The sequence below is a fragment of the Thermotoga sp. RQ2 genome, assembly GCF_000019625.1.
Classification (GTDB): domain Bacteria; phylum Thermotogota; class Thermotogae; order Thermotogales; family Thermotogaceae; genus Thermotoga; species Thermotoga maritima.
The window spans coordinates 507,988-533,135 of sequence record NC_010483.1 but is presented as its reverse complement, the minus strand read 5'-3'; the positions used below and the strand labels follow the sequence as shown (position 1 = coordinate 533,135).

At 45.6% G+C, this 25,148-nt stretch carries 23 protein-coding genes; 13 read left to right on the top strand and 10 right to left on the bottom strand.

Going from position 1 to position 25,148, the window contains the following annotated elements:
- Positions 1-198 precede the first annotated feature (198 nt).
- The 9 genes from TRQ2_RS02720 to TRQ2_RS02680 all read left to right on the top strand — a co-directional run bounded on the left by TRQ2_RS02720 (position 199) and on the right by TRQ2_RS02680 (position 6,644).
- Positions 199-1,506 carry an ammonium transporter gene (locus TRQ2_RS02720; protein WP_011943148.1) on the top strand — a complete coding sequence of 436 codons (1,308 nt, stop codon included), beginning with the start codon at positions 199-201 and terminating at the stop codon, positions 1,504-1,506.
- Positions 1,507-1,519: 13 nt separating this feature from the next.
- On the top strand, positions 1,520-1,861 hold the full coding sequence (locus TRQ2_RS02715; RefSeq protein WP_011943147.1) for a P-II family nitrogen regulator: 342 nt from the start codon (positions 1,520-1,522) through the stop codon (positions 1,859-1,861).
- 142 nt (positions 1,862-2,003) lie between these two features.
- Positions 2,004-2,513 (top strand): cytidine/deoxycytidylate deaminase family protein, encoded by a 510-nt coding sequence (locus tag TRQ2_RS02710; protein WP_004083243.1) that lies wholly within the window; start codon positions 2,004-2,006, stop codon positions 2,511-2,513.
- On the top strand, positions 2,510-3,310 hold the full coding sequence (locus tag TRQ2_RS02705; RefSeq protein WP_004083245.1) for a 2-oxoacid:ferredoxin oxidoreductase subunit beta: 801 nt from the start codon (positions 2,510-2,512) through the stop codon (positions 3,308-3,310). The genes TRQ2_RS02710 and TRQ2_RS02705 overlap by 4 nt, the downstream gene beginning before the upstream one ends.
- Positions 3,307-3,909, top strand: a complete 603-nt coding sequence (locus tag TRQ2_RS02700; protein ID WP_004083247.1) for a 2-oxoacid:acceptor oxidoreductase family protein — start codon at positions 3,307-3,309, stop codon at positions 3,907-3,909. The genes TRQ2_RS02705 and TRQ2_RS02700 overlap by 4 nt, the downstream gene beginning before the upstream one ends.
- Positions 3,890-4,372 carry a diacylglycerol kinase family protein gene (locus tag TRQ2_RS02695; RefSeq protein WP_012310601.1) on the top strand — a complete coding sequence of 161 codons (483 nt, stop codon included), beginning with the start codon at positions 3,890-3,892 and terminating at the stop codon, positions 4,370-4,372. The genes TRQ2_RS02700 and TRQ2_RS02695 overlap by 20 nt, the downstream gene beginning before the upstream one ends.
- Entirely contained in the window at positions 4,335-5,369 is a 1,035-nt protein-coding gene (locus TRQ2_RS02690) for a chemotaxis response regulator protein-glutamate methylesterase (RefSeq protein WP_012310600.1), read from the top strand. Before TRQ2_RS02695 ends, TRQ2_RS02690 begins: the two co-directional genes overlap by 38 nt.
- Positions 5,370-5,382: 13 nt before the next feature.
- Entirely contained in the window at positions 5,383-6,198 is an 816-nt protein-coding gene (locus TRQ2_RS02685; protein WP_012310599.1) for a peptidoglycan DD-metalloendopeptidase family protein, read from the top strand.
- The gene (locus tag TRQ2_RS02680; RefSeq protein ID WP_008191986.1) at positions 6,195-6,644 is read left to right on the top strand and encodes a DUF523 domain-containing protein; all 450 of its coding nucleotides are present in this window, start codon (positions 6,195-6,197) and stop codon (positions 6,642-6,644) included. Before TRQ2_RS02685 ends, TRQ2_RS02680 begins: the two co-directional genes overlap by 4 nt.
- 139 nt (positions 6,645-6,783) lie before the next feature.
- On the opposite strand, the gene TRQ2_RS02675 is transcribed toward TRQ2_RS02680, so the two are convergent.
- From TRQ2_RS02675 to TRQ2_RS02630, 10 genes are all read right to left on the bottom strand, one after another.
- The gene (locus TRQ2_RS02675) at positions 6,784-7,878 is read right to left on the bottom strand and encodes a glycerol dehydrogenase (RefSeq protein ID WP_011943134.1); all 1,095 of its coding nucleotides are present in this window, start codon (positions 7,876-7,878) and stop codon (positions 6,784-6,786) included.
- A gap of 286 nt (positions 7,879-8,164) precedes the next feature.
- A complete protein-coding gene (locus TRQ2_RS02670; RefSeq protein ID WP_012310598.1) occupies positions 8,165-9,055 on the bottom strand; it encodes an AEC family transporter in 891 nt (296 codons plus the stop codon).
- Positions 9,056-9,067: 12 nt separating this feature from the next.
- Positions 9,068-10,054, bottom strand: a complete 987-nt coding sequence (locus TRQ2_RS02665) for a Gfo/Idh/MocA family protein (RefSeq protein WP_011943132.1) — start codon at positions 10,052-10,054, stop codon at positions 9,068-9,070.
- Entirely contained in the window at positions 10,048-11,265 is a 1,218-nt protein-coding gene (locus TRQ2_RS02660; RefSeq protein ID WP_012310597.1) for a Gfo/Idh/MocA family protein, read from the bottom strand. Before TRQ2_RS02660 ends, TRQ2_RS02665 begins: the two co-directional genes overlap by 7 nt.
- Before the next feature lie 17 nt (positions 11,266-11,282).
- A complete protein-coding gene (locus tag TRQ2_RS02655) occupies positions 11,283-13,277 on the bottom strand; it encodes an FAD-binding protein (protein WP_012310596.1) in 1,995 nt (664 codons plus the stop codon).
- Positions 13,274-14,581 (bottom strand): NADH:flavin oxidoreductase, encoded by a 1,308-nt coding sequence (locus TRQ2_RS02650; RefSeq protein ID WP_012310595.1) that lies wholly within the window; start codon positions 14,579-14,581, stop codon positions 13,274-13,276. Before TRQ2_RS02650 ends, TRQ2_RS02655 begins: the two co-directional genes overlap by 4 nt.
- Before the next feature lie 11 nt (positions 14,582-14,592).
- Positions 14,593-16,563 (bottom strand): methyl-accepting chemotaxis protein, encoded by a 1,971-nt coding sequence (locus TRQ2_RS02645; RefSeq protein ID WP_012310594.1) that lies wholly within the window; start codon positions 16,561-16,563, stop codon positions 14,593-14,595.
- Between the two features lie 28 nt (positions 16,564-16,591).
- Positions 16,592-17,410 carry a carbohydrate ABC transporter permease gene (locus tag TRQ2_RS02640; protein WP_012310593.1) on the bottom strand — a complete coding sequence of 273 codons (819 nt, stop codon included), beginning with the start codon at positions 17,408-17,410 and terminating at the stop codon, positions 16,592-16,594.
- Between the two features lie 6 nt (positions 17,411-17,416).
- Entirely contained in the window at positions 17,417-18,274 is an 858-nt protein-coding gene (locus TRQ2_RS02635) for a carbohydrate ABC transporter permease (RefSeq protein ID WP_012310592.1), read from the bottom strand.
- 61 nt (positions 18,275-18,335) lie between these two features.
- On the bottom strand, positions 18,336-19,607 hold the full coding sequence (locus tag TRQ2_RS02630) for an ABC transporter substrate-binding protein (RefSeq protein ID WP_012310591.1): 1,272 nt from the start codon (positions 19,605-19,607) through the stop codon (positions 18,336-18,338).
- 246 nt (positions 19,608-19,853) lie between these two features.
- Between TRQ2_RS02630 and pelA the strand changes: the two genes are divergently transcribed.
- The 4 genes from pelA to TRQ2_RS02610 are packed head-to-tail and all read left to right on the top strand — an operon-like array spanning position 19,854 to position 25,138.
- Positions 19,854-20,957, top strand: a complete 1,104-nt coding sequence (gene pelA, locus TRQ2_RS02625; RefSeq protein ID WP_148202898.1) for a pectate trisaccharide-lyase — start codon at positions 19,854-19,856, stop codon at positions 20,955-20,957.
- 57 nt (positions 20,958-21,014) lie between these two features.
- Entirely contained in the window at positions 21,015-22,982 is a 1,968-nt protein-coding gene (locus tag TRQ2_RS02620) for an ABC transporter substrate-binding protein (protein ID WP_012310589.1), read from the top strand.
- A 58-nt stretch (positions 22,983-23,040) separates the two neighbouring features.
- Positions 23,041-24,024, top strand: coding sequence for an ABC transporter permease (locus tag TRQ2_RS02615; protein ID WP_011944095.1), 984 nt, complete (start codon positions 23,041-23,043; stop codon positions 24,022-24,024).
- A gap of 10 nt (positions 24,025-24,034) precedes the next feature.
- Positions 24,035-25,138: an ABC transporter permease gene (locus TRQ2_RS02610; RefSeq protein WP_012310588.1), complete on the top strand. Its 1,104-nt coding sequence runs from the start codon at positions 24,035-24,037 to the stop codon at positions 25,136-25,138.
- The last annotated feature ends 10 nt before the right edge of the window (positions 25,139-25,148 follow it).

Sequence of the window (25,148 nt, the reverse complement as noted above, 5' to 3'; positions counted from 1 at the left end):
ATATAAAATCCTCCAGAAATTTATTCCCGGAAATTAGTAATAAATATCCAATCCAACATGGGGTTTGTACCCTCAAGAAAACGAACCCCATGGTGTTTGTTTTTTTGTTTTTCAAGAATATTGTTTATTTGTATCATATTGATAGAGAATTAATCTTAAAAGAGTCAACAAACATATTTACCAAAAGGAGGTGTTTTTATGCGAAAGAGAGTTTTTTCCTTGTTGCTAGTTCTTGCTTTTCTTTCTGTGGGTTTCGCCCAGAACGGTGTCACAGATGTCGGCTGGTCACTCGACATGGTCTGGATCCTCATTTCCGCAGCGCTGGTCTTCTTCATGCAGGCGGGTTTTGCCATGGTAGAGTCCGGTTTCACCCGCGCAAAGAACACGGTGAATGTGCTCATGAAAAACCTCATGGATTTTGCGATCGGATCTGTGGTCTTCTTCATCTTCGGTTACTGGATTATGTTCGGGAAACATCCTCTCACCTTTGATCCCTCCACAAAAGAAGGTCTCTGGGATTTTGCCATGTGGATGTTTCAGATGGCTTTCGCAGGTACGGCCGCGACGATTGTGTCCGGAGCGATGGCAGAGCGCACTAAGTTTTCCGCGTACCTCGCTTACACAGGTTTCATAACAGGAATCATCTATTCGGTTGTTGGAAGGTGGATCTGGGGAGGAGGATGGCTTGCACAGAAAGGTTTTATCGATTTTGCAGGTTCCACAGTTGTTCATTCTGTTGGTGGATGGGCTGCCATGATAGGTGCGGCTCTTCTTGGGCCCAGGTTTGGAAAGTACGACAGTCAGGGAAATCCCAGGCCTATTCCAGGGCATAACATTCCTCTTGCTGCTCTTGGAACCTTCATCCTCTGGTTTGGATGGTTCGGGTTCAATGGAGGGAGTACCCTTGCCGGAACGAACGGTGCGATAGGGATGATCATATTGAACACCAACCTCGCTGCTGCCACTGGAGCACTTGCCGCGATGTTCACCGTATGGGCAAAATATGGAAAGCCGGATGCAAGTATGACGATGAACGGTGCTCTTGCTGGCCTTGTTGCCATCACCGCACCGTGTGCTGTGGTGTCTCCTGTGAGTTCTTTGATCATAGGAGCGATCGGAGGGGTGCTCGTAGTGTTTGCGGTTGAGTTCTTCGACAAAGTTTTGAAAATCGACGATCCCGTTGGGGCCATATCCGTTCACGGTGTCAACGGTGCTTGGGGGACTCTCGCCGTGGGGCTCTTTGCGGAGAGCAAGTACGCTCTTGCAAGCGGGATGGGGGATGTGAACGGACTCTTCTTCGGAGGAGGAGTGCATCAACTTGGAGTTCAGTTTCTGGGGGTGGTCAGTGTGTTTGCCTGGACAGTAGTGACCAGTTTCCTTGTTTTCTGGTTCATCAAAAAGACAATTGGTTTGAGGGTGGACAGAGACATAGAGTTGAAGGGGCTGGATATAGAGGAGCACGGCATGGAAGGATACGCTGATTTTGAAATCTTCACCACAAGATGAAGGAGGTGACAGTATGAAACTGATCATAGCTGTTATACAACCCCACAAGTTACCGGATGTGAAAAAGGCACTTTTCGATGCTCAGATTTACAAGATGACTGTCATGAACGTTCTTGGATGTGGTCAACAGAAGGGATACACAGAAACGTATCGAGGTGAAGTAGAAGAGGTGAATCTTCTCAAAAAGGTGATGCTTCTCATAGCGGTCAATGAAGAATTCGTTGAACCAACTATCGAGGCGATTCAAAAAGGAGCAAGGACAGGAAACATAGGAGATGGGAAAATTTTTGTGCTGGATCTGCTGGATTGCATTAGGATCAGAACGGGAGAAAGAGGACGGGAGGCCATAGGATAAGGTTTCCTTTCGGGAGGAGAAACCTCCTCCCTTTTTTCGGCCTCCCTTAAAACGACGTCTGGGATTGAAATTATACTACAGAAGGCGAGGGTACGTAAAGCCCTCGCTTTTGTTTGTGATACAATCTCATAAGGGTGAGTTTGTGAAAGACAGGCTGGAGGAATACCTGAACAATCTGAAAATAGAGAAGAAACCGGATAGTAGAGAATCCTGGGACTCCTACTTCATGAGGATTGCCAGGATGGTTAGTGAGCGATCGACCTGTGTTCACAGAAAAGTGGGAGCTGTGATTGTGAAAGATCACAGAATCCTCGCCACCGGATACAACCAGCCTCCCTCGAAATTTCCCCACTGCAACGAAATCGGATGTATCCGCGATGACCTTGAAATAAATTCTGGAGAACACCAGGAGATATGCTACGCGCTACACGCGGAGCAGAACGCATTGATGCAAGCGGCAAAGTTCGGTATAGCGGTCAACGGTGCTACCATATATGTCACGCACAAACCGTGTTCAATCTGTGCAAGACTCATAGTTAACGCTGGAATAAAGAGAGTCGTTTACGAGAAGGATTATCCTGATCCTCTGACAGATTTCTTCTTCAAGTTCACGGGAGTGGAAAGTGTTCGCTTTGTAGGTGATGAGATGTGAAGACGGAAAGACTCATTTCTTACCTCAGGCCGGGCAGGTGGCCGAGCGTCTGGTGCCCGGGTTGTGGGAACGGAATAGTCCTGAAAGCGTTCCTGGAAGCCGTGGATGACCTCGCACTTCCAAAAGAAAAAGTGGCTGTGGTGTCTGGAATCGGTTGTTCCTCGAGGGCTACAGGGTACCTCGATTTCAACACGTTGCACACCCTTCATGGAAGGGCAATCGCCTTCGCAACGGGAGTGAAGCTGGCAAAGCCGGATTTCGAAGTGGTTGTGATGGGAGGAGACGGAGACATTCTCTCGATAGGTGGGAACCATTTCATACACGCGTGTAGGAGGAACATAGATATAACCGTTGTCATTTTCAACAACATGATATACGGCATGACAGGTGGCCAGGTTTCTTCAACGACTCCTCAGTATTATCAGACTTCGACAACTCCTCTTGGGGCCTTTGAAAAACCGTTCGACGCGGTGGAGATAGCTCTCTCCGCTGGAGCCACTTTCGTTGCGAGAAGTACCGTTTATCACTACGATCACCTGGTGAGAGTCCTAAAAAAGGCCCTTCAGCACCGGGGAATTTCTGTTGTTGACGTTCTAACGAACTGTCACACCTACTTTGGACGGTACAACGGCATGCCCGAACCTCATCAGATGATGGAATACTTCAAGAACAACACGTGTTTTCTGGAACGACCCGAAGAAGGTAAAATAAAGATAGGAATCTTCCGTGAGGAAGAAAAAGAAGACTTTCTGACTGTTTACAGGCGTTTGACCAGAAAAGAAGGTGCGATGGAATGACAGAGCCTGTTTCCATACGAATAGCGGGTATCAGCGGACAGGGAAACATACTGGCGGGTTTGATACTCGCGAAGGCTCTCGTTTATGAAGGTAAATGGGTTGTCCAAACGCAGTCTTACAGCGCTCAGGTGAGAGGAGATGTCAGTTACTGCGACGTGCTTTACGACGACTCACCGATAGACTATCCAGAGAGTGAATATTTCGACATTGTGTGTATTCTTCATCAGAAAGCGATGGACGAGCTTTACAAGTCGGTGAAAGTAAACGGTGTGGTCATTCTCGATCAAACTTTTGTGAAGAACGTTCCTGACTTCGTAAAGAGAATAACCCGAAAGATTCTGTTTGTACCCGCTACAGAAAGGGCCATTTCAGAATTCAAGACGGCTATGGTTTCTAACGTCATAATGGTGGGGGTACTTGCCAAAGTTTGTAACATAGTGAAGCTCGATTCTTTGAAAAGAGCACTGAAAGATCACGTGAGGAGGCCTCTGTGGGACATAAACTTGAAGGCTTTGGAGTTCGGCTACAACATGTTCGAAAAACAGTTCAAGATAAAAACAGAGAGGGTGTGGAAGAGGCTTGCAGCGGGATTCGAATAATATTTTGAAGTCCTTCAAAAACGCCTTTGAAGGAATAGAAAATGCCTTAAAACTTGAGAGAAATCTCAAAATACATTTCTTCATAGGGATCGTTGTGGCTATTTTTTCTCTCTTTTTGCCGTTGAGTGCGAATGATATTTTGTGGATATACTTTGCCATATTCTCTGTCATTGGAGCGGAGCTTCTCAACACGGTGGTGGAAAAATTTCTCGATCTTTTCTTCAAGGAGTACAGTGAATCGGTAAAGCTCGTGAAAGATATAGCGGCCGGTGTGGTTCTCTGGTATTCACTTTTTTCAGTGGTTGTGGGTATTTTGATACTGGGAAAAGCTCTTTTCTCCTGGGAACCTTCGTTTGCCAAGTTCTTCGTTTCTGGTGTTTTGATATTCTTTCCTGTAATCTCTTTTTCCATGAGGAGGTACAGAAATGACAGACAGGGTGATAAGAGTACTGGTGGTAGATGACTCGGCGTTCATGAGGATGGTACTCAAAGATATCATAGATTCTCAGCCAGACATGAAGGTAGTGGGATTCGCTAAAGACGGTTTGGAAGCCGTTGAAAAGGCTGTAGAACTCAAACCAGACGTCATAACCATGGACATCGAAATGCCGAATCTGAACGGAATTGAAGCGCTGAAACTCATCATGAAAAAAGTCCCCACACGAGTCATCATGGTGAGCAGTTTGACGGAAGAAGGCGCGGCGATCACAATAGAAGCTCTCAGAAACGGTGCGGTGGATTTCATCACCAAGCCGCACGGTTCGGTTTCTCTCACTTTCAGACAAGTTGCCCCGGAACTTCTGGAAAAGATCAGACAGGCGATGAACGTGGATCCACGCACTCTCCTCTTTAAGCCGAAGGTTTCACGGCTCACCATAACCAAACCAGCTGTAAGTGGGAAAATCGTGGTTATAGGTTCCTCAACCGGAGGGCCCAGATCGCTCGACATGATCATCCCAAACCTTCCGAAAAACTTCCCAGCTCCAATAGTTGTGGTCCAGCACATGCCTCCTGGTTTCACAAAATCGCTCGCAATGAGGCTGGATAGCACCTCTGAACTCACCGTGAAAGAGGCTGAAGACGGAGAAGAGGTCAAGCCCGGTTTTGTTTATATCGCTCCCGGGGACTTCCATCTTGGTTTGAAAGCCCAGAACGGCAAGGTTTTTTTCTTCCTGGACAAGTCTGATAAAATAAACAACGTGAGGCCATCGGTGGATTTCACCCTGGACAAAGCAGCGGAGATATACAAATCCAAAACGATAGCTGTAATTCTCACGGGTATGGGCAAAGATGGCACCAAGGGAGCATTCAAGGTCAAGTTTTACGGTGGAACGGTAATAGCCGAGGACAAAGAAACATGTGTCGTCTTTGGAATGCCCAAGTCGGTGATCGAAGAAGGTTACGCTGATTACGTCCTTCCGGCCTATAAGATACCTGAGAAGCTGATAGAACTCGTATGAAAGGATGGGGAGGATGAAGAGAGGCTTCTTTTTGCTTTTTCTGGTTGTCTTTTTCGTACATGGATTTTCATCCTACTTTCTGATTCATTACAAGGTCCAGAAGAACGACACCCTTTACAGTATTTCCCTCAACTTTGGGATTTCCCCCTCTCTCCTTCTTGACTGGAATCCCGGACTCGATCCTCACAGCCTCAGAGTGGGGCAGGAGATCGTGATTCCTCAACCTCCTGGCTACCTTTACACAGTGAAAAAAGGAGACACCCTCGATACTATTGCAAAAAGGTTCTTCACAACCGCTACTTTCATAAAGGAAGCGAATCAGCTCAAGTCTTACACCATATATGCGGGACAGAAGCTTTTCATACCTGAAAGTATCATTGGAAAGGCGTTCAACGATGAGAAATTCTTCATCTGGCCTGTTTATGGTGTCATTTCCTCCGGTTTTGGCTGGAGGATTCACCCCATAACCGGGAAATATTCCTTTCACTCAGGGGTTGATATAGCGGCACCGGAGGGTACACCCATATTCGCCGCCGAAAGCGGAGTGGTGGAGTTCGCCGGGGAAAACGGCGGATATGGCCTCATGATAAAAATAAAATCTGCTTCTTACGAACACATATACGGGCATCTTTCCCAAATAGATGTATACGAGGGTCAGTACGTAAAGAAAGGTCAGATAATAGGAAGGGTTGGAAACACCGGTTTGAGTACAGGGCCTCACCTTCATTTCGAGGTTAGAGTGAATGAGAAAGCCGTGAATCCGATCAATTACCTGCCAAACCAGATCTGGGTGTTGAAAAAAGAACTCATAGGAACCGGTGGAGAATGAAGATCCTGGTAAGCGCGTGCCTTCTGGGACTTCCCACAAGATACGACGGACGTTCAGCAGCAGATGAAAGAGTTCTTTCGCTGCTGGAAAGGCACGATCTGATACCTGTCTGTCCCGAGCAACTTGGTGGTCTTCCAACTCCAAGGCCCCGGTGTGAGATTTATGGAGGCTGCGGATGGACCGGGAAGGAAAGAGTTCTCGATGAGTTTGGAAGCGACAGAACTGAGAATTTTTTGAAAGGCGCGGAAACCACCCTCAAGGTTGCTCGCCTTCTGAAAGTAGACCTCGCCATTCTGAAATCTAAAAGTCCCTCCTGTGGAAAAAAATTCGTCTACGATGGAAGTTTTTCCGGAAGATTGGTTCCGGGAAAGGGAGTTACCGCTTTCGTTCTGGAAAGAAACGGTGTGGAGGTACTGGACGAAACAGAAATACCAGGTGATTTGTAGAACTGGGATTTGTCAAAGAAATTGGAGTAGATAAACTCCATGGACAGATTCGCTGATGAGTATGCGGACTCCCTCAACCTTCTGAGAAGGCGTCTGATTCTTGCAGCAGACAACAACAAGACTAAAAAAAGAAGAAAGGTCAAGTGAGGTTTTTTCTCATCCTTCCGTACCTGTCTGCTGCTTTTAGGGCGAAAAACACATCTTTTGATGTCAAAGGTTGGGGTTCGTTGTGTATTGTTTCATTCTTGTCACAGGCTTTCTCAGCCACTTTCATCAGATCCTCGTCCGAAACACCATCAAGTCCTATCTCTGCCAGAGTAGTAGGTAATCCCACTTCTTCACAGAAAGAGTAGACCTCTTCGATCATCTTTCTGGGTTTGTCAGTCAAAAACAGTGATGCGAGAACTCCTATGGCCACTTTTTCCCCGTGTAAATACTTGTGGGTATTTTCCAGAACGGTGAGACCGTTGTGAATAGCATGTGCAGCTGCCAGTCCTCCACTTTCGAATCCCAGACCACTTAAAAGGGTGTTCGCCTCAACGATTTTTTCAAGGGCAGGTGTGACAGACTTTTCCTCCACCGACCTTTTCGCGAGTACACCGTATTCTAAAAGTGTCTCATAGCAAAGTCTTGCGAGTGCGTAGGCTGTCATCGAACCAAGTCTTCCCGTCATATTTGGAGCATATTTCTGTTTACAAGATTCTGCCTCAAACCACGTGGCAAGGGCATCTCCCATTCCGGCAACGAGAAATCTCGCGGGGGCTTTCGCTACAATCTCCGTGTCTACTAGAACGACATCTGGATTCTTTGGCAAAAACAGGTATCTTTTGAACTCCCCGTTTGGTGTGTAAATCACGGAAAGGGCACTGCATGGAGCATCTGTAGAGGCAATAGTTGGAACAATCACAACAGGCTTCTTCAACTTATAGGCGACCGCTTTAGCGGTATCGAGTGTTTTTCCGCCACCTATGCCCACCACCACGTCTGTTTCTTCTTCAACAAGACCTGAAAGTCTCTCTATCTCTTCGTCTGAACACTCTCCACCAAAGATCTGTTTGTTTACCCTGACGTTTATAAAAGAGCTGAAGAAATTTTCTCCTAGCACGTTTTTGTCCACAAAATCATCGATCACCACAAATGCCCTTCCTCCAAAACGAGAAAGTTCTTCTTCTAGAATGTCGATAGCACCTGCCCCCTGAACATATCTACCTGGAAATATGGTGGTTGTTATCATGATTATCACCTCCTACCATTATTATCAACCTTAATTGTTAAATTTTTCACGAAGTATAGAAAAATTTTTATTAAGACTTGCAAAGAGGACTCCATCTTCTACAAGGTGCTTGAATGTTAGAGAATGGACGTGAAGTGCATGTGGAACGCATCACGATAGGGACAGGAACCGTCCGAGTTCATGCCCGTGGAACGTACTCTGGCGGCAGAACCCGAAAAGAGGCTACGATCTATCACGGGTCGAAGCGGAGAGCCTTGCCTCCTATGGAACAGGGTAGCTGACAATATCAACTGAATATTCTCTCTAAGATGACAGCCCAGACAGGAAGAGTGAAGATGGCAAAGAAAGTGGTGAGAGTAACACCGTAACCCACTGTTTCACTGTCTCCACCGAGGGCAGAAGTGAGAACCACTGCGTTCACAGCAGCAGGCATCGCGGTTTCCAGCACGAAAACCTTGGCTGTGAGTCCTTCAAGACCGTAAATCAGAGCGAAAACCAGTGCAATGAGGGGGGCAAGGAAGAGCTTATTCACAACGATGATCCCGCCAATCTTCGAAAGATGTCTTCCCAGTTTCAGTTTGGAAACAGACAATCCCACGTAAAGAAGAAGGTACGGTATGGCAGATTGCTTCAACATCAAAATAGCATTTACAAGCCATTCGGGAAGTTCTCGAAAACTCCAGCCCAATTTTCCGGTTAGAAATCCTGCAATCAGAGCGTACACGTAAGGAAGTCTGAACAGATTTTTAATGTTCACTTTCTCACCAAGGAACATGGGAAGAACTGCGGAGAACATGATGATGTTCAGGGTGGCGTAAACCACTCCGAGAGAAAGTGCTTCTTCTCCCCACAAAGAAAGAAGGATAGGATATCCCAAATAGCCAACGTTTGCGGTAACTGCGGTGACGTGAATCACTTCTTTTTTCTCCTTGAAGAGTCTGGAATAAAGATAGAAGATAACAAAAATAATAGCCACTCCAAGTCCGAATTCTCCAAGAGTTGAAAAACTGGGAGTGTATTCGTTTATAAAGGTAAACGTTACCGTTGGAACCATGACCCAGATTGCAACTTTTGAAGCAAGACCCATTGTTTCTTCAGAAAAAACTTTCCCCAAAGTGTAGCCGATGAGGATTATGAGAAAAGAAGGAATTATCGCCGAGAACGTCGTATAGAGCATTTTTTTCCTCCTTCAAATCCTAACGATTTGCCCTGTATCTGCTGAAAGTCTTGCTTTCAATGCGATCTCGGTGGTGAGAATAGAGTCTTCCGGGGTTACCATGCACTTTCCTTGACCACGAATTTCCCTCAAGAAATCTTCGAAAATCTGCCCTTTTTCAACGAGTGGTACTTCTCTGTGTCCTTTCTCGTCAGTGAGAAACACTCTTTCATTAATGACCTCGACGATTCCCTTGGTCCCCACTATTCTCATTCTGTCGTCGTCGTGGGTAGGGGCACCATGGGGTCTGAGATAATCTATGGAAAGGGATGCGAAAACTTCGTCTTCCAATGTGAAGTGGCAGAGTGCCGTCGTTTCGAGTTCTCCATGGCCTGAATTGTGAAGACGTGAGTGAGTAGCATAAACGGAGAGAAATTTTTTTTCGGTGATCCAGTGGATCCAGTCAATCGCGTGTATTCCAACCCAGGGAATGGTCCCTCCGTATGTTTCCCTCTTTTTGTAAAAATCTGGTCTTTGTCCGAGTTTGTATGACTTCTGTGTGTTCACGAGTCTGATTTCACCCACAGCACCTTCACTGACAAGTTTTTTGGCGGTGAGAAAATGTGGCCGGTATCTGATACCAAACATGGCTGTGAAGAAAACCTCGTTCCTCACCTTCTGATAGACAGACCTGATCTTTTCCAGATCTTCGAAGGTGGTAGCTATGGGTTTCTCTACGAAGGCATGGATTTTTCTCTCTAAAGCTTCTAGCAGGATCTTTCCGTTCAGAGAAAAAACGGTATTTATAACCAGAATATCGGGTTTTTCTTTTTCTAACATTTCCCACCAGTTGTTGTATTTCTTCGGTTTTATGTTCATTTCAGATATAGCTTTTTCCAGCTTTGACAAATCTTCTTCTGGTACCCCTGGTGCGATTCCGGTAACGGAACACTCCTCGTCGAGTCCTTCTAAAGCATATCTGAAATGACCAGAGGAGCCAATTACGCATATCTTCAGCATGTTATCTCCCCTTCGAGCCCCTCGAAGTTTTCAAGCTTTACTTCTTCACCACGCTTCGCCCACGGTAGATTCAGTTCAGAAAAGATTTTTTCCTCCTCGTAGGCTCTCTCCATGGCCTCTTTTAATCCTTCTACCCAAATCAGAGGAGGTTCTCCCTCTACTCTTTTCAGTTCTGTTGGAAAATCCTGGATTTCTTTCATGGAAACGTGTGCTTCATTTATAGCAATTGTGTGGGCCATGGCCGATTCAAGGGTACAGATGAATTCCTTTTGCCCCCTCACTGCATCTACCACAACCCAGAGTTTTCTCATACTACCGTGATCTGTTGGACCGTAAATCTCTTTTCTGCCATCTTCATAAACAACGAGAAGATTCTCTTCACTTTCAGGATATTCCGGGTAATTACATATGACCCGGGCCTTTTCAAATCTGTATTCAAAAACAGGTCCTTTACGTTCTTTTACAGCGTGTGTTGCGAAGAAAAGAACGGGTATCTTTCTCACAGTCATTTTCAAAGCACAGGTGTCGAAACTTTCTATGTCGTTGGCTCTGTAGAGCTCCGCAACTATACTTTCAGGATACGCACTTTCTTCCATTTTTTCACCCAGCAAGAAAAGCATGTTGTGGAGAAAGTGTGCTGTAGCGTTTCCCGCCACACTGTCTAAAACCCATCGATTGTTCACCTTCAATTTTCCTGCCCAGGAGTTTCTTCTGTAATAAGCCGTATCTCTTGGCCAGAGGACAAGAGTTTTAAAAAGAACCGGCTTTCCAAATTTTCCAGCGAGAATATCCTCCTTGAGCTTGAGAACCGCAGGATTATAGGACCACTGATAACCTATCGCTACGATCTTTCCGTATTTTTCTCTGCATTCGATCATCTTTTTTACTTCCTTTACAGTAGCTGCAGCGGGTTTTTCACAGAGCACGTGACTTCCGTTTCTGACTGCCGTACAGGTTTGCTCGCAGTGATAATGGATAGGAGAAGAAATGATAGCAAGATCTGCTGTATGGTGAGAGTAAAATTCTTCGAGTGTGTTGTACATAGGAACGTTTAACGAACGGAGTTCATCATAGAACCTGCTGTTCTGTGGATACGGATCTACCACACCAGATATTCGAACACCTTTTTCTCTTCCTTCTCTCAGTATGTACTCTACATATTTGTTACCGTAACCCCCGATGCCTACGAGAACCACAGAGACTTCTTTCATGAGTTGTTGCCTCCTTCTCATCTGAGAACTTCTCTCCTCATGAAGCTATTCCATACCGTTTCGAACCAGGTATCTTCCCTTGGAATTTCCTTCACAGGATCCCAGAAAAATTCACACCTGTTTTCTTTGCAACGAACTCTCTGAATTTTCTTGTTAAAAGATTCGCCAGCCAGGCTGTATCTGAACATCTCTGGTAGATTCGGGATGGGAAGTTCTCCGGTCGGATCGTGAACGATGTAAGAACCTCTACTCTTTCCACCCGATTCTATGTAATTTTCAACTGCTGAAAGATACACGTATTGTGTGAGAAGAACGTCGTAAAGTCTGAATGCGAAAGGAAGTTGTCTTATAGAGGAGAGTTCTACTTTTTCAATCAGATTATTGAAATCTCTGAGGGTCTCGTTTTTCCCTTTTCTCGCTTCTTCAAGAGATCTCACTATACCCATACTTCTCATGGAACGCTCGCTTATCTCTTTGAGAATGGATGACACATTGGATTTTCCAGTGATTCTTTTCACAAAACTTTCGCCCAGTTCAATTTTTTTGAGGATTTGATCTTTCGCCTCTTCCAGAATTTTCTCTTCGCACAGAGGATCACCAGAGTAGTTCTCTACTATGTACTGGGCGGCCCTCACTCCTCCCACCTGTCCAGAGTTCAGAGCGCTACCACCGGGTCTGTATACTCCATGGGATCCGTTCACTTCTCCCACCGGGAAGAAATGTTTCAGATTGCTTTCCCACCAAATGTTTCCATGAAGACCTCCGTTGTTATGCTGGGCGCAGACTCCGATTTCTAAGTATTCTTTTCTCAGATCTATTCCGTGCTGTAAATAGACTTCTATCGCGGGTCCGTTCATTTTTTCAAGCCTGTCTATGGGTCGACCGAAGAGAGCACCTGAATTTTTCAGGTATTCGTACGCTTCTTTTCCAAGAAGGGAGAAGTCCAGTTCCCCGTTTTTGCTTCCCCAGCTGGGGTTTCTTGTGAAATCCAACCAGACCCTTCTACCTTTGATTACTGTTTCGTAGAACACGAGGATATCTATCAGAGAGGAACCGTAGTTTTTTATCTTTCTCACATCGAACGGCCACTGGTAACCTTTCAGAAAAATGGCGTTCAGCATCGTGGAAGGATCCGGGAAGTACTCTTCAAGGAACTCTCTTTCATCGTTTCCATTTTCATCCGTAGAAACGTACCTCGGTATGACCTGTTGATAGGTACCAGACAGGTTCCATCTGAACTTTTTGGAAGCGATTCCAAACTGCCATTCCGTCAGATTCTTCCCCATAACCCCCGCTTCGAAAGCGATACCAGTGGCTCCAAAATGCACAGGAGGATAAACCGAGTGGAAATAGAACATTCCCGCAGGTCCACCGGTTGCATAGATTATGTTTTTCACGTTGAAGAGAACGTATCTCTTTTCCGGATCATAGAGGTTGTTCAGATCGAGCGCGATGAGACCAATTGTTTTTTCTTCGTTTCTGTCTGTTAAGATACCAATCGCCTGGTAACCTTCAAAGATCTTTATACCCTTTCTTCTGATCTCCTCCAGGAGTTTTTCGCACATGTAATAGGAAGTCAGAGGACCTGCAGAGGTAGCGCGCTGTTTGGGATCATGATCTGTCTTGTATCCAACGTACTCACCGTACCTCGAATGGGGAAAAGGAACCCCAAGTTCCACGAGCCTGAAAAACGCCCGGGCCGAAAGGGCAGCTTCAACGAGTGCGATGTCACCGTCCATACTTCCTCCGTTGAACAATGTTTCAGCAAGTTCATAAACGGAATCAGGTACATTACCTGCGAGCGTGAGCTTGTAGTATGTTTGCTTGTCAGAGCCAGTGTTTCTGGATGTTCCCCATTTCAGGTTGTCCGTTAAAAGTGCCACATCTTTCTGACCAAAAGAGAAAACCCTGTCTACTGCATTCAAACCCGCAGCACCAGAACCCACCACGATAGTATTGAGAGAGAAAATTCTCAGGGTGTGTTCGTTTAACTTAACAACCGACTCTCTCATGATTTCTTGTTCTCCTCCATCTTTCTGTATATGGGAAGGTACACTTCACTGTCTCTGACAACGCAACCACAGCTTTCTCCCGCGGCTTTCAGTTCTGCACATTTGTTACAGGTGATACAGACCTTCTTCGGATCGAGTTCCCCCTTTGTCAGTATGTCTTTTGGATAGTCTGGATAAGCGAATGTCATTCTTCCAAAACCCACAAGGTCGCACCAGCTGTTCTTCAGCATACCGGCTGCAACGTAGGGTGCGAACTGTCTGAACCAGGTGAAGCCGCTCGCAACAACGAGCGTTCTTGAAAGAGTTTCTTTGGCCAGTTTCGCCAGGTTCAGAAGTCTCATGGCTCCAACGATGGGATGCTCAGGGGGATTGTACTTTCCCATTTCATCATACGGTCTGTTTATATGAGGTTTCAGATACGGTGTGGAAGCGGTCACGTTGATTATTTTCACACCGAGTTCTTCCAGTTCTTTCAGAAGTCTTCCAGGTTCTGTGAAATCGAGTGTTCCTTCTTCTGTCGATCCCCATCCGTATGGGTAAGGAATGAAGTCAGAAAGGTTCAATCGCACGGTAATATCTATTTCGACTTCCTCTCTAACGAGTCTTACGATGTCTTTCAGAAGTTTTGTTCTGTTTTCGTAGGAACCCCCATATTTTCCCTCGCGTGTGTGTGCTGCAAGTAGTTCGGAAAGAAGGTATCTGTGACACGCTTTGATATCAACCGCATCGAATCCAGCTATTTTTGCGAATTTTGCAGCTCTCAGGTACTGTTCTTTCAAGCTGTCCAGTTCTTCATCGGACATGAGGGGGAAATCTTCTGTTATACCGTATTTTTCATCCAAGAATTTATCGTGGAAGAGAATCTTTCTGTTCTTTCCAAATCTTCCAGGATGGGTAAGCTGGGCTACAACGTACGGTTCAAAGTTGTTTGTTTTCAAGGAAGCACTTTTTATCTCTGCAACAAAGCTTCTGAAAGAGTTCACAGTTTCTTCTGTTAACATTAGTTGTCTGTCGTTTCCCCTCGCTTCCCTGGAAATGGCGATGGCTTCCACCCATATCACACCAGCTCCACCTTCGGCGAGTCTTCTGTAACGTCTCAGTGTGAGGGGACCAGGGGTTCCATCGAGCTGTGCGTCGTTTCCTTCCATGGGTTGATCAACGAACCTGTTCGGTATTGTCTTTGAACCAAGATCAACAGGATCTCTGAAAACATCGAAATCACCCGACAGTGGAAGATCGATTCCCAACGTAATAGCTTCCCAGCGCATCTCTTCGAGTGTTCTGTATTTGAACCTTTTTTTCACCCAGATTCACCTCACACTTTGAACTTCTGAACGAGTGCTGAGAGCTGTTCAGAAAGCTCAGACAGTCTTTCAGCGGCCTGAAAGACCTTGGCAGCAGATTCGGTCTGATCTTCTATGAGAGACTCCATTCTGTTTAGACTTTCCACAACTCCTTCGACTATCTTTGTGACGTTGTCCATAGCGCTTGCCATTTCTTCTGCAGCCGCTCCCTGCTCCTGCGCAGTGGCAGCTGTGTTCTCTATCATGCTGTTGATCTCTTCTATCCTTCCAAGGATCTCCCTGAACCTCTTTGTGACTTCTTCTCCCATCACCGCTATCTCGTCCACTCCTTCGAACATCTCTTTCGAGCCGTTCTCCACGTGTTCTATCGTTGCCCTCAAACTGCTCAACATCTTCGCTATGTCTTCTGTCGCCCTCTGGCTCTCTTCTGCAAGTTTCCTTATCTCGTCTGCCACAACCGCAAAGCCCCTTCCCGCTTCCCCAGCTCGAGCTGCTTCTATCGCTGCGTTCAAGGCAAGTAGGTTCGTCTGCTCTGCTATCGAGCTGATCGTGTCCACTATCTCCCCTATCGTCTTGGCTGAGTCAACGAGTTCTCTCAGGTAGTCCCTCTGTCTTTCTGCTGACCCTTTGAGTTTGTTTATGACTCCTCCCACCGCTTCTACTCTCTCTGTTCCTTCTCTTGCCGCTTTCGTCACCGCTTCTGACCTTTCTGTCAGATCCTGGGTGATCTTTGAAATGTTCTGCGCACTCGCTGCCACTTCTTCTACGCCACTCGTCACTTCTGTCAGCGCACTGCTCATGTTGTTCGCCTCGTCCAGTATCTTCTTGGCTTCTTCGTGCAGGTTCTCTGACATCTTGTGGCTCTCTTCTGAGAGAACTTTTATCTCTTCTGATGCTCCGCTAAGCTCTTTCGAAGCTTCTATGATGCTCACTATCATCTCTTTGAGTGATAGTACCGCTTCTTTCAGGCTCTCTTCTATCTGGGTCAGTTCATCTTTCCCTTTCGCTTCGAACTCTACTGTCAGGTCCCCTTCTCCGAATCTCTTCACTTTCTCTACCTGCTGCCTCATTCTCTTCACTATCGGCATCATCGAAACAAACAACACCGCAAAGATCACGCCGCCAAACACTACATACGTCACTATCGTCCCAAAGGTCGCTTTCCTTCCTTCTGCAAGAAGTTCATCCAGGTACCCCGTCGAGAAGATGTAGAAGTCGTATCCGGGCACTTTCTCCCACACGGTGTATTTCTTCTCTCCGTTGTATTCGTACTCTACGTATTTCTCTCCACCTTTCTTTGCTTCCTCGAATGCTCTCTCAAAGTCTCCAAGCTCCTTCACGTCTTTCATGAAGTTTCCCATGTCTTTGTGAATCAGTACTTTCCCGTCGCTTGTGACAAGAAGCCCGTAGCCGCTCTTGCTCGCTTTCCCTTCTTCTACAACTGCCTTCCAGAGATCAGAGTTTTCGGAAAGATTTATTCCAAAACCCACAATCCCGGTACGGGTATTCATAGTTTCTATGGGAACCACTACGGTCAGGACGGGCGTTCCCTGAAAGGTTTCTGGTATCAAAACGTAATCTTTGTTTTCGACCAGTTTAACGTACCTCTCATATTTACTGTAATCTTCTCTCACCGTTCTTTCTTTGGTAACAGTGGCGGCACTTTTGTTCAGGGTAAGGACAGCAAAACCAAAAGCAAAAGTTCCCTGATCTTTCTCAACAGTTGGCTTCATCTGATTCGCTATCATGAATGCCTCAAAAAATTGCGAACCAAGATAGGTGGCAGCTGCTTTTGATATGTTTGTGATGTTCACGATTTTTTCGGAAATGAATTTTGAGAGAGCACTCGTTTGGTTTGATATGCTTTCTTTAACAGTGTTAATTATCGATGTAGAGACATTATTGTAGAGGAAACCAAAGCTTATGATCAATCCAGATGCGAGGACTAACATTATAATTAAGACTTTCAATCTCAAAGACATACTTTCTCCTCCCCTTCCAGATTTTTGTTCAGTATTTCAATCCACCTGCCATTATACCTCTCATGAAGAATCTCTGGAAGAGGAGGAAAATGATCAAAGTAGGTATTATCGTCAGAGTTGAGAAGGCCAGAATCACGTTCCATGGAGTTCCGCCGTATTCTCCCTGTATAGTTGCGAGAGCAAGCTGGAGAGTGTAAAGACTTCTTTTGTTGACAACAAGGAGTGGAAGAACAAAATCGTTCCATCTCCAGGTGAAAGAGAAAATCGAAAGAGCAGCTACCAGTGGCTTCGAGAGCGGGAAGACTATTCTCCAGAAAATTTGCCATTCATTTGCTCCGTCGATTTTGGCACTTTCCAGTATTTCATCAGGAATTTCCTTCATGTATTGTATAGCGGTGAACATGCCAGTGGGGGTATAAACTGCTGGTATAATCAATCCCCAGAGACTGTTTATGAGTCCCAGGTTCTTAATCATGACAAAGAGGGGAACCATGATAACCTGTGCTGAGACAAACAGTGTCATTACAACAACTCTGTTGAGGGCTATTTTCCCGAGAAAGGTACCCTTGGCGAGGCCATATCCTCCCATTACACAAACTACGACAGTTATTACAGTTGCTACGACTGCGACGAATAGAGTATTTTTGAGATAGATCAAAAGGTCCTGTCCCTGGATGGCTTCTTTATAAGCCTTCAAGGTGAATACCTTAGGAATTATGGTTGGGGGATAGGAATAGATCTCACCCAAACTTTTGAAAGATGAAATGATAGCATAGTACACAGGTAACATGTAAAGAATGAGGAGCGTTATGAGAAAAAACCATTTTATTATAGAAGATATTTTCATCTCTTCTCACCTCGATTCTCTAATTCTTAGAGATATCATAGCTATTACGAAGGATATAAGTAAGAAAACGACAGAAAGGGTGTATGCATAACCTATTCTGAACTGGGTGAAGGCAGTGAGATAAATGTAAAGAGGTGTGACAGTTGTGGCATAACCGGGACCTCCACCTGTCAAAACATATATAGTCGCAAAATCTCTGAATACATGCGCAATGGACGTGACAAGGACCAGAAGATTGGTATTTTTCAAAAGAGGAAACGTAATTTTCCAGAATATCTGCCATCGATTCGCACCATCTATCATGGCTGCTTCATAATATTCATTTGGAATGTTTTGCAGACCTGTTATAAACATCATCATAAGTAATCCCGTCATTCCCCAGGTCCTGACAAATACTATGGACATAGTAGCAGGTGTAGGGGATAGGAGCCAGGGTACAGGTTTCAATCCTACAATTCTGAGCAAATAGTTCAGCAATCCTGTGTCATAGGAAAGTAACCATTTCCACATGGTTGTTCCCGCCACAGCTGGCATCATGTAAGGCCAGTAAAAGAGCGCTCTTAACACCTTCGAGGATGTTGTCTCTCTGTGAAGCGCAAGTGCTAAAAAAAGTGGTATAAAGAATGTGAAAGGCACTGTGATGATCAGTATTTTGAGTGATATAAGAATAGAGTTCCAGAACATTCTGTCTTTGAACATCATCAAAAAGTTTTTGATGCCGGCAAACTGAGGGGGAGATAGTAAATCCCAATCGTAAAAACTCATAACAAAAACACTGACGATGGGTATCAGAACGAAAAGACTAAGGAAAACAAGCGCGGGTATGACGAATATGAATCTGCTTTTCACCAGCTTATATAACATCAAACTACCTCCTCAGTCTTTTGTGTTTTGTGAAAAAGGAGGGGGGTGTTCCCCTCCGGGCTTATTTCTTTCCAACTTCGGCTACTATTTTGTCGTATTCATTTCGAAGCGCCTTTATAACATTGTCCACTGTTGTTTGACCCGCCACCAGAGCGGACATCTGACTGACAATTGGAGACTGCAATCTGGACCAGGCAACAGAATTCCTTATGGTGACAACCCATTCCGGTGTACTAGCTATCATATCGCCACAGACTTTCTGAACCTGATCCATGATTGGATTTCCATAGTCCACATGGTGATTCTTGTAGGCAGACATATGAAATGTAGTCTTCAAATAGATGTCATAGCCGAGACCTTTCCAACCAGCCCACAGTGCGAATTTAGCGGCTGCTTCTTCTCTGGCTTTATCGCCCGTTTTGAAGGTACCAAAGAACCTTCCACCTTCGAGACTCAGCCAGTACATATCCTTTGGAAGATAAGCAGGCACAAAGTTTTTACCTTCAATCGAAAGAAGATCGGCTGTGCTCCAGCTTCCAGCCCACAGAACTGCTGTCAATCCTCCTCCAAATGCCATGTTTGGATCCTGAGCAGAGATCCATTCGGCGGGAACCATGAGACCTTCTTTAAACATGTTTGCAAAATCCTGAAGCAGCTGTTTTGCTCTTGGATCCTTATCCAGTGTAAAATCGAGATTTTCATCAATTATTTTGACTCCTCTGATTGCCATGTATGCGAACAATCTTTCAGCAGTTCTCTGCATTGAGAGAGCGTAAGGAATGCCATTTGCTTCTTTCACTTTTTTCAAAGCCGAAATGAATTCTTCCCATGTCCAGGGTTCTTCTCTTCCTCCAAAAGGTGGATAGGGGACGCCTGCTTTTTCGAAATAATCCTTGTTTACCCAGAGACACTGTGCCGTGAAGTGCAAAGGAACATATTTGATTTCTCCTTCGTTTGTGGTTATACGAATTCTTACAACATCGTAGAGAGATTTTAGGAAATCATCTGGTGTGATTCCAAGATACTTCTGAATGTAAGGTCTCAGATCGAGCATGTACTGCATGTATCCAGGTGCATATGGGTACGTAATTGTTACAAGATCTGGGAGATCACCACTCAGTATTCCCAATCTTATCTTCTGCTCATAAGAACTGTAAGGAACATCCACAAGTTCGATCTCGACATCTGGATTCAATTTCTTGTATTCAGCAACCACCGCTTCCAGACCCTTTCTTTCAGTACCTCCTCCACACCATATGGTGAGTTTCACAGCACTGACCAGCACCGGTAGAAGTATCAAAGAGATCAAAAGAACAACTGCGAGTTTCCGCATAACTCTCCCCTCCTAACATAAGATTTTCGATTTTGATGTCTGATACTTCAAAGGGATTTTATCACCGAATTTTCATCCGTGTCAAGTTTGATTAACTTGAAGAACGATCGATTACGAGTGATTAGAAACAATTATATCCAATTATTGTGTGTGTTCTTATGAAACCAAATATTGACTTGAATCGAAAAGATGTGGTAACATCACTGACGTGAAAATTTGAAACATCAGATATCTCAGTAGGGAGGGATGCTCATGAGGTTTTCTCGTGTGGTTTCTTTAGTACTGCTTCTTGTTTTCACAGCTGTTCTAACTGGTGCTGTAAAAGCTTCTCTCAATGACAAACCTGTGGGATTTGCATCCGTACCGACGGCGGATTTACCGGAGGGCACAGTTGGTGGATTGGGTGGTGAGATCGTTTTCGTCAGAACAGCGGAAGAACTGGAGAAATACACAACAGCAGAAGGAAAGTACGTAATAGTCGTTGATGGAACGATCGTTTTTGAACCAAAGAGAGAAATTAAAGTTCTTTCAGACAAAACGATCGTGGGAATAAACGATGCAAAGATAGTCGGTGGAGGTCTTGTAATAAAGGATGCCCAGAATGTGATCATAAGAAATATTCATTTTGAGGGTTTTTACATGGAGGACGATCCTCAAGGTAAGAAGTATGATTTCGACTATATCAACGCAGAAAATTCTCATCATATCTGGATCGACCACTGTACCTTCGTCAACGGCAACGATGGTGCAGTGGATATTAAAAAATACTCAAACTACATCACTGTTTCTTGGTGTAAATTTGTGGATCACGACAAAGTCTCCCTCGTTGGTTCCTCCGACAAAGAAGATCCGGAACAGGCAGGTCAGGCTTACAAGGTCACGTACCACCATAACTACTTCAAGAACTGTATTCAGAGAATGCCCAGAATTAGATTTGGAATGGCACACGTGTTCAATAACTTCTACAGCATGGGCCTGAGAACAGGTGTCTCTGGAAATGTCTTTCCCATTTATGGCGTGGCTTCAGCGATGGGAGCAAAAGTTCACGTTGAGGGAAACTACTTCATGGGATACGGTGCTGTCATGGCAGAAGCCGGCATTGCGTTCCTTCCCACCAGAATCATGGGGCCTGTGGAAGGTTATCTGACACTGGGTGAGGGCGATGCGAAGAACAAGTTCTACTACTGCAAGGAACCTGAAACCCGTCCTGTTGAGGAAGGAAAGCCTGCTTTTGATCCTCACGAATACTACGACTACACACTCGATCCCGTCGATGATGTTCCAAAGATAGTAGTGGATGGTGCAGGAGCAGGCAAACTGGTTTTTGAAGATCTCATGTCTTCTAAATGATCTCTCCGGGCGGGGACTCCCCGCCCGGAAATCATCAATTTGAAGGGAGGTTTTCTTATGAAACGGTTTGTGTTGGTCCTCGTTGCACTTCTTGTTTTTCAAATTCTTGTGATGGGTTTTGGCCTCAAAGAGATCAGGCCGGGGGAATATTACAACCTTTCCGACTATGAACGTCTGACGGGGAAGAAGATCACAAAGTTCAACGAGGCTCCTATGCTGAAAGAGATGGTTGAGAAGGGATTGTTACCACCTGTTGAAGAAAGACTTCCGAAAAACCCCCTTGTTGTGACTCCCGTAAAAGAGATCGGACAGTACGGTGGCACATGGAGGAGAGCCTGGTACGGTTTTTCTGACAAATGGGGACCAAACAAGATCTGCTTTGAGTATCCAATATTCAGAAGTAATGATGGAAGTGAACTTGTGCCGAATGTCTTTGAAAGTATGATAGTGTCGCCAGATGGAAGATCCTTTACTTTCAAAATTAGAGAGGGTTTGAAGTGGTCTGATGGAGTTCCTGTCACAACTGAGGATGTCAGGTTCTGGTATGAAGACATACTTTTGAACGAGGAAATAACACCATCTATATCTGCCGATTTGAGATCTGGGGGAGAAGTTTTCAAACTGGAGATAGTGGACGACTATACTTTCAGAATGATCTTTAAAGAACCAAATATGGTACTGCCCTGGAGAATAACCAAGTCCTGGGTGGCTGGAACGAGTTTCGTCGTTCCCTCTCACTACATCAAACAATTTCATCCGAAATATGTAGGAGAGGAAAAAGCCCAGCAGATAGCAAAAGAAAACGGTTTCGATAACTGGTGGCAGTTTGTGCAAGCAAGATGTCTGAACAGTGATTCCTGGTTGAGGAACCCCGATCTTCCAGTTCTTTTCCCATGGAAGTTGTCCAGAAGGACCACCGACACCATGCTGGTTCTTGAAAGAAATCCGTACTACTTCAAAATCGATCCAGAAGGCAATCAACTTCCCTATATCGATGAGATAGTTCATTACCTCGTTCAGAACTCTCAAATGCTTGTCTTCAAGGCGATAACCGGAGAGATAGATATGCAGGGCAGGAATCTGTCAGTGGCGGATCTTCAGCTGCTGCTGGCTAATCAGGAAAAAGGAGGATACAGAGTCATTTTCGAAAGACAGGCTATAGGAAGTGATGTTACACTCTGGTTCAACCAGAATTACGAGGAAGATGAAATACTTGCGTCTATTCTCAGGGATGTGAGATTCAGGCAGGCTATTTCTCTTGCGATCAACAGGGAAGAGATATGGCAGCTTGTGTACCACGGACTAGGAGAACCGCGCCAGGCGTCTCTGATCAAAGGAGTGAAATACTACGATCCTGAATGGGAAAAGGCGTATGCCGAGTACGACCCCGAAAGAGCCAATAAACTTCTCGATGAAATGGGACTCACCAAACGCGATTCGGAAGGTTATCGTCTCAGACCTGATGGAAAGAGGCTTGAAATAACCATCGAGTATCCAACCGGTGTATTCACAGCGTGGGACGATGCTCTTCAGATGATAAAGAATTATGTGGAGAAAATAGGTGTGAAAGTGCTTCTTAAATCAGAAGAGAGGAGCCTCTGGGATACAAGGAATCAAACGGGCCAGATACAAATAGCCGCATGGTGGTTCGACAGAAATTCCGACGTTTTTGGTGATCCTTCACTTCTTCTGGGATACAGAACCTGGGCTCCTCTCAGTTACATTTGGTACAACCAGGGCAGACAGGGTGGAAAGGCTCCTGAGGAAGGAACTGATATGTGGAAGATTTATGAACTGTATGACCTGGCAAGGAAGGAACCTGACGATCAGAAAAGAGATGAGTACATGAGGCAACTTCTGGAAATACACAAGAAAAATCTGTGGGCGATAGGCACCGTTGGAGCCTTACCACAGCCAGTGGTTGTCAAGAACAATTTTGAAAACGTTCCCGAAGACTTCCTTTGGGACGATCCTCTCAGGAGTCCCAAGAATTTGAGACCGGAACAGTTTTTCTTCAAGAAATGATGCGGGGGGTCTCCGCCCCCTTCCTTTACAAATTCGTTCGATTCGGGAGTGATGGATCTTGCTGGGCTACATTCTACGTCGGTTGGTACAGATGCTGGTGACATTGTTTGTGATATCGGTGATATCGTTTGTGATCATACAGCTTCCACCTGGGGACTATCTGACATCGTACATAGCGTCACTGGCAGCGACGGGAGAGACAGTGGATCAAGCGACGATAGAGGCATTGAGGAAGCAATATGGACTGGATTTACCGATATACGTACAGTATTTCAAGTGGCTGTGGGGGATACTGCACGGGGACTTTGGCTACTCGTTTTCGTGGAACAGGCCGGTATCGGAACTTTTGTGGGGAAGACTTGGGCTTTCGGTTCTTGTGTCGACGGTTGCTGTGATCTTCAGCTGGGTGAGTGGCTTTTTGATAGGCATGTACTCTGCGACACATCAGTATTCGATAGGGGACTATCTTGCGACATTTTTGGGCTACATTGGGCTTGCCACACCGAACTTTTTGCTGGCACTGGTACTTCTGTGGCTTGTTTACAGCACGACAGGGGTGAACCTTGGAGGGCTGTTTTCACCGCAGTACCTTGATGCACCGTGGAGTTTTGCAAAGTTTGTGGACATGCTGAAGCACCTGTGGCTTCCGATGATCGTTGTGGGAACGGCGGGCATGGCAGGGCTCATCAGGACGCTGAGGGCGAACCTTCTCGATGAGCTTCACAAGCCCTATGTGGAGGCAGCACTCTCCAAGGGGCTTCCAGAGAACAAAGTGTTCTGGAAGTATCCTTTGAGGATAGCGATGATACCGTTCATCAGCACGGTGGGATGGTCACTGCCGGGGATCTTTTCCGGTGAGACGATCACGGCGATAGTTCTGAACCTTCCGACCGTTGGGCCACTTCTTCTGGGGGCGCTTCAGAGTCAGGACATGTACCTTGCGGGGAGTTTGGTGATGTTTTTGAGCTTTTTCACGGTGATAGGGACACTGATCTCAGACATACTTCTTGCGTGGGTGGATCCGAGGATCAGGTTCGAGTAGGAGGGGAAGCATGAAGAAGAAAGAGAGGATGGAAGAAAAGTTCTATTACGCATCACAATGGCAGCTCATCTGGTGGAGGTTCAAAAGACACAAACTTGCGGTGATAGGAGGAGTGGTGCTTTTAATAATCTACGTTCTTGCGATATTCTGCGAGTTTTTTGCTCCGTACGATCCGAACAAGTACAACTACAGGTTTCCCTACGCACCGCCGCAGAGGATACACTTTTTCCACGAGGGAAAGTTCATAGGGCCTTTTGTGTACGGCTACACCTCCACGGTGGACCTTGAGACCCTGAGGAGGATCTACAGGGAAGATAAGAGCAAGATCTTCAGGATAAAGTTTTTTGTTCGGGGAGACGAGTACAAACTTTGGGGCATATGGAAGACGAACGTACACTTCATCGGAGTGGAAGAAGGCTACATGTTCCTTCTTGGAACAGACAGACTGGGAAGGGATATGCTCTCAAGGATCATCTACGGTGCCCGCATCTCGACATCGATCGGTCTTATAGGGGTCTTTTTGAGCTTTGTTCTTGGTATCACCATAGGGGGCATCTCAGGATACTTTGGAGGTACAGTGGACAACTTCATCCAGAGAACGATAGAGATCATAAGGAGCATTCCCACAATTCCCCTCTGGATGGCACTCAGTGCGGCTCTTCCTGAGAACTGGTCACCTCTTAAGGTCTACTTTGCGATCACGATCATTCTGTCCCTTACAGGCTGGACAGGTCTTGCAAGGGTTGTAAGGAGCAGATTTTTGTCTTTGAGGGAAGAAGACTTCGTGATGGCAGCAAGGTTCATGGGGGCTTCAGAAGCAAGGATCATCTTTCGTCACATGCTTCCTTCCTTTATGAGCCATCTGATAGCGAGCATCACACTTTCCATTCCCGGGATGATACTTGGTGAGACGAGTCTCAGTTTTCTTGGACTTGGTCTGAGGCCGCCTGTGATCAGCTGGGGAGTGCTGCTTCAGGAGGCACAGAATCTGACGGTTGTTGCCCTGTATCCATGGCTTTTGATACCCGTTGTGTTTGTGATCACAACCGTTCTGTGCTTCAACTTCGTTGGGGACGGGCTCAGGGATGCAGCAGATCCGTATGCGAACATGTAGGAGGGAAGAG

Coding starts and splice junctions, on each gene's coding strand:
- TRQ2_RS02720 (WP_011943148.1), top strand. CDS start 199: ATGCGAAAGAGAGTTTTTTCCTTGTTGCTAGTTCTTGCTTTTCTTTCT.
- TRQ2_RS02715 (WP_011943147.1), top strand. CDS start 1,520: ATGAAACTGATCATAGCTGTTATACAACCCCACAAGTTACCGGATGTG.
- TRQ2_RS02700 (WP_004083247.1), top strand. CDS start 3,307: ATGACAGAGCCTGTTTCCATACGAATAGCGGGTATCAGCGGACAGGGA.
- TRQ2_RS02690 (WP_012310600.1), top strand. CDS start 4,335: ATGACAGACAGGGTGATAAGAGTACTGGTGGTAGATGACTCGGCGTTC.
- TRQ2_RS02685 (WP_012310599.1), top strand. CDS start 5,383: ATGAAGAGAGGCTTCTTTTTGCTTTTTCTGGTTGTCTTTTTCGTACAT.
- TRQ2_RS02680 (WP_008191986.1), top strand. CDS start 6,195: ATGAAGATCCTGGTAAGCGCGTGCCTTCTGGGACTTCCCACAAGATAC.
- TRQ2_RS02675 (WP_011943134.1), bottom strand. CDS start 7,878: ATGATAACAACCACCATATTTCCAGGTAGATATGTTCAGGGGGCAGGT.
- TRQ2_RS02670 (WP_012310598.1), bottom strand. CDS start 9,055: ATGCTCTATACGACGTTCTCGGCGATAATTCCTTCTTTTCTCATAATC.
- TRQ2_RS02665 (WP_011943132.1), bottom strand. CDS start 10,054: ATGCTGAAGATATGCGTAATTGGCTCCTCTGGTCATTTCAGATATGCT.
- TRQ2_RS02660 (WP_012310597.1), bottom strand. CDS start 11,265: ATGAAAGAAGTCTCTGTGGTTCTCGTAGGCATCGGGGGTTACGGTAAC.
- TRQ2_RS02655 (WP_012310596.1), bottom strand. CDS start 13,277: ATGAGAGAGTCGGTTGTTAAGTTAAACGAACACACCCTGAGAATTTTC.
- TRQ2_RS02645 (WP_012310594.1), bottom strand. CDS start 16,563: ATGTCTTTGAGATTGAAAGTCTTAATTATAATGTTAGTCCTCGCATCT.
- TRQ2_RS02640 (WP_012310593.1), bottom strand. CDS start 17,410: ATGAAAATATCTTCTATAATAAAATGGTTTTTTCTCATAACGCTCCTC.
- TRQ2_RS02635 (WP_012310592.1), bottom strand. CDS start 18,274: ATGTTATATAAGCTGGTGAAAAGCAGATTCATATTCGTCATACCCGCG.
- TRQ2_RS02630 (WP_012310591.1), bottom strand. CDS start 19,607: ATGCGGAAACTCGCAGTTGTTCTTTTGATCTCTTTGATACTTCTACCG.
- pelA (WP_148202898.1), top strand. CDS start 19,854: ATGCTCATGAGGTTTTCTCGTGTGGTTTCTTTAGTACTGCTTCTTGTT.
- TRQ2_RS02620 (WP_012310589.1), top strand. CDS start 21,015: ATGAAACGGTTTGTGTTGGTCCTCGTTGCACTTCTTGTTTTTCAAATT.
- TRQ2_RS02610 (WP_012310588.1), top strand. CDS start 24,035: ATGAAGAAGAAAGAGAGGATGGAAGAAAAGTTCTATTACGCATCACAA.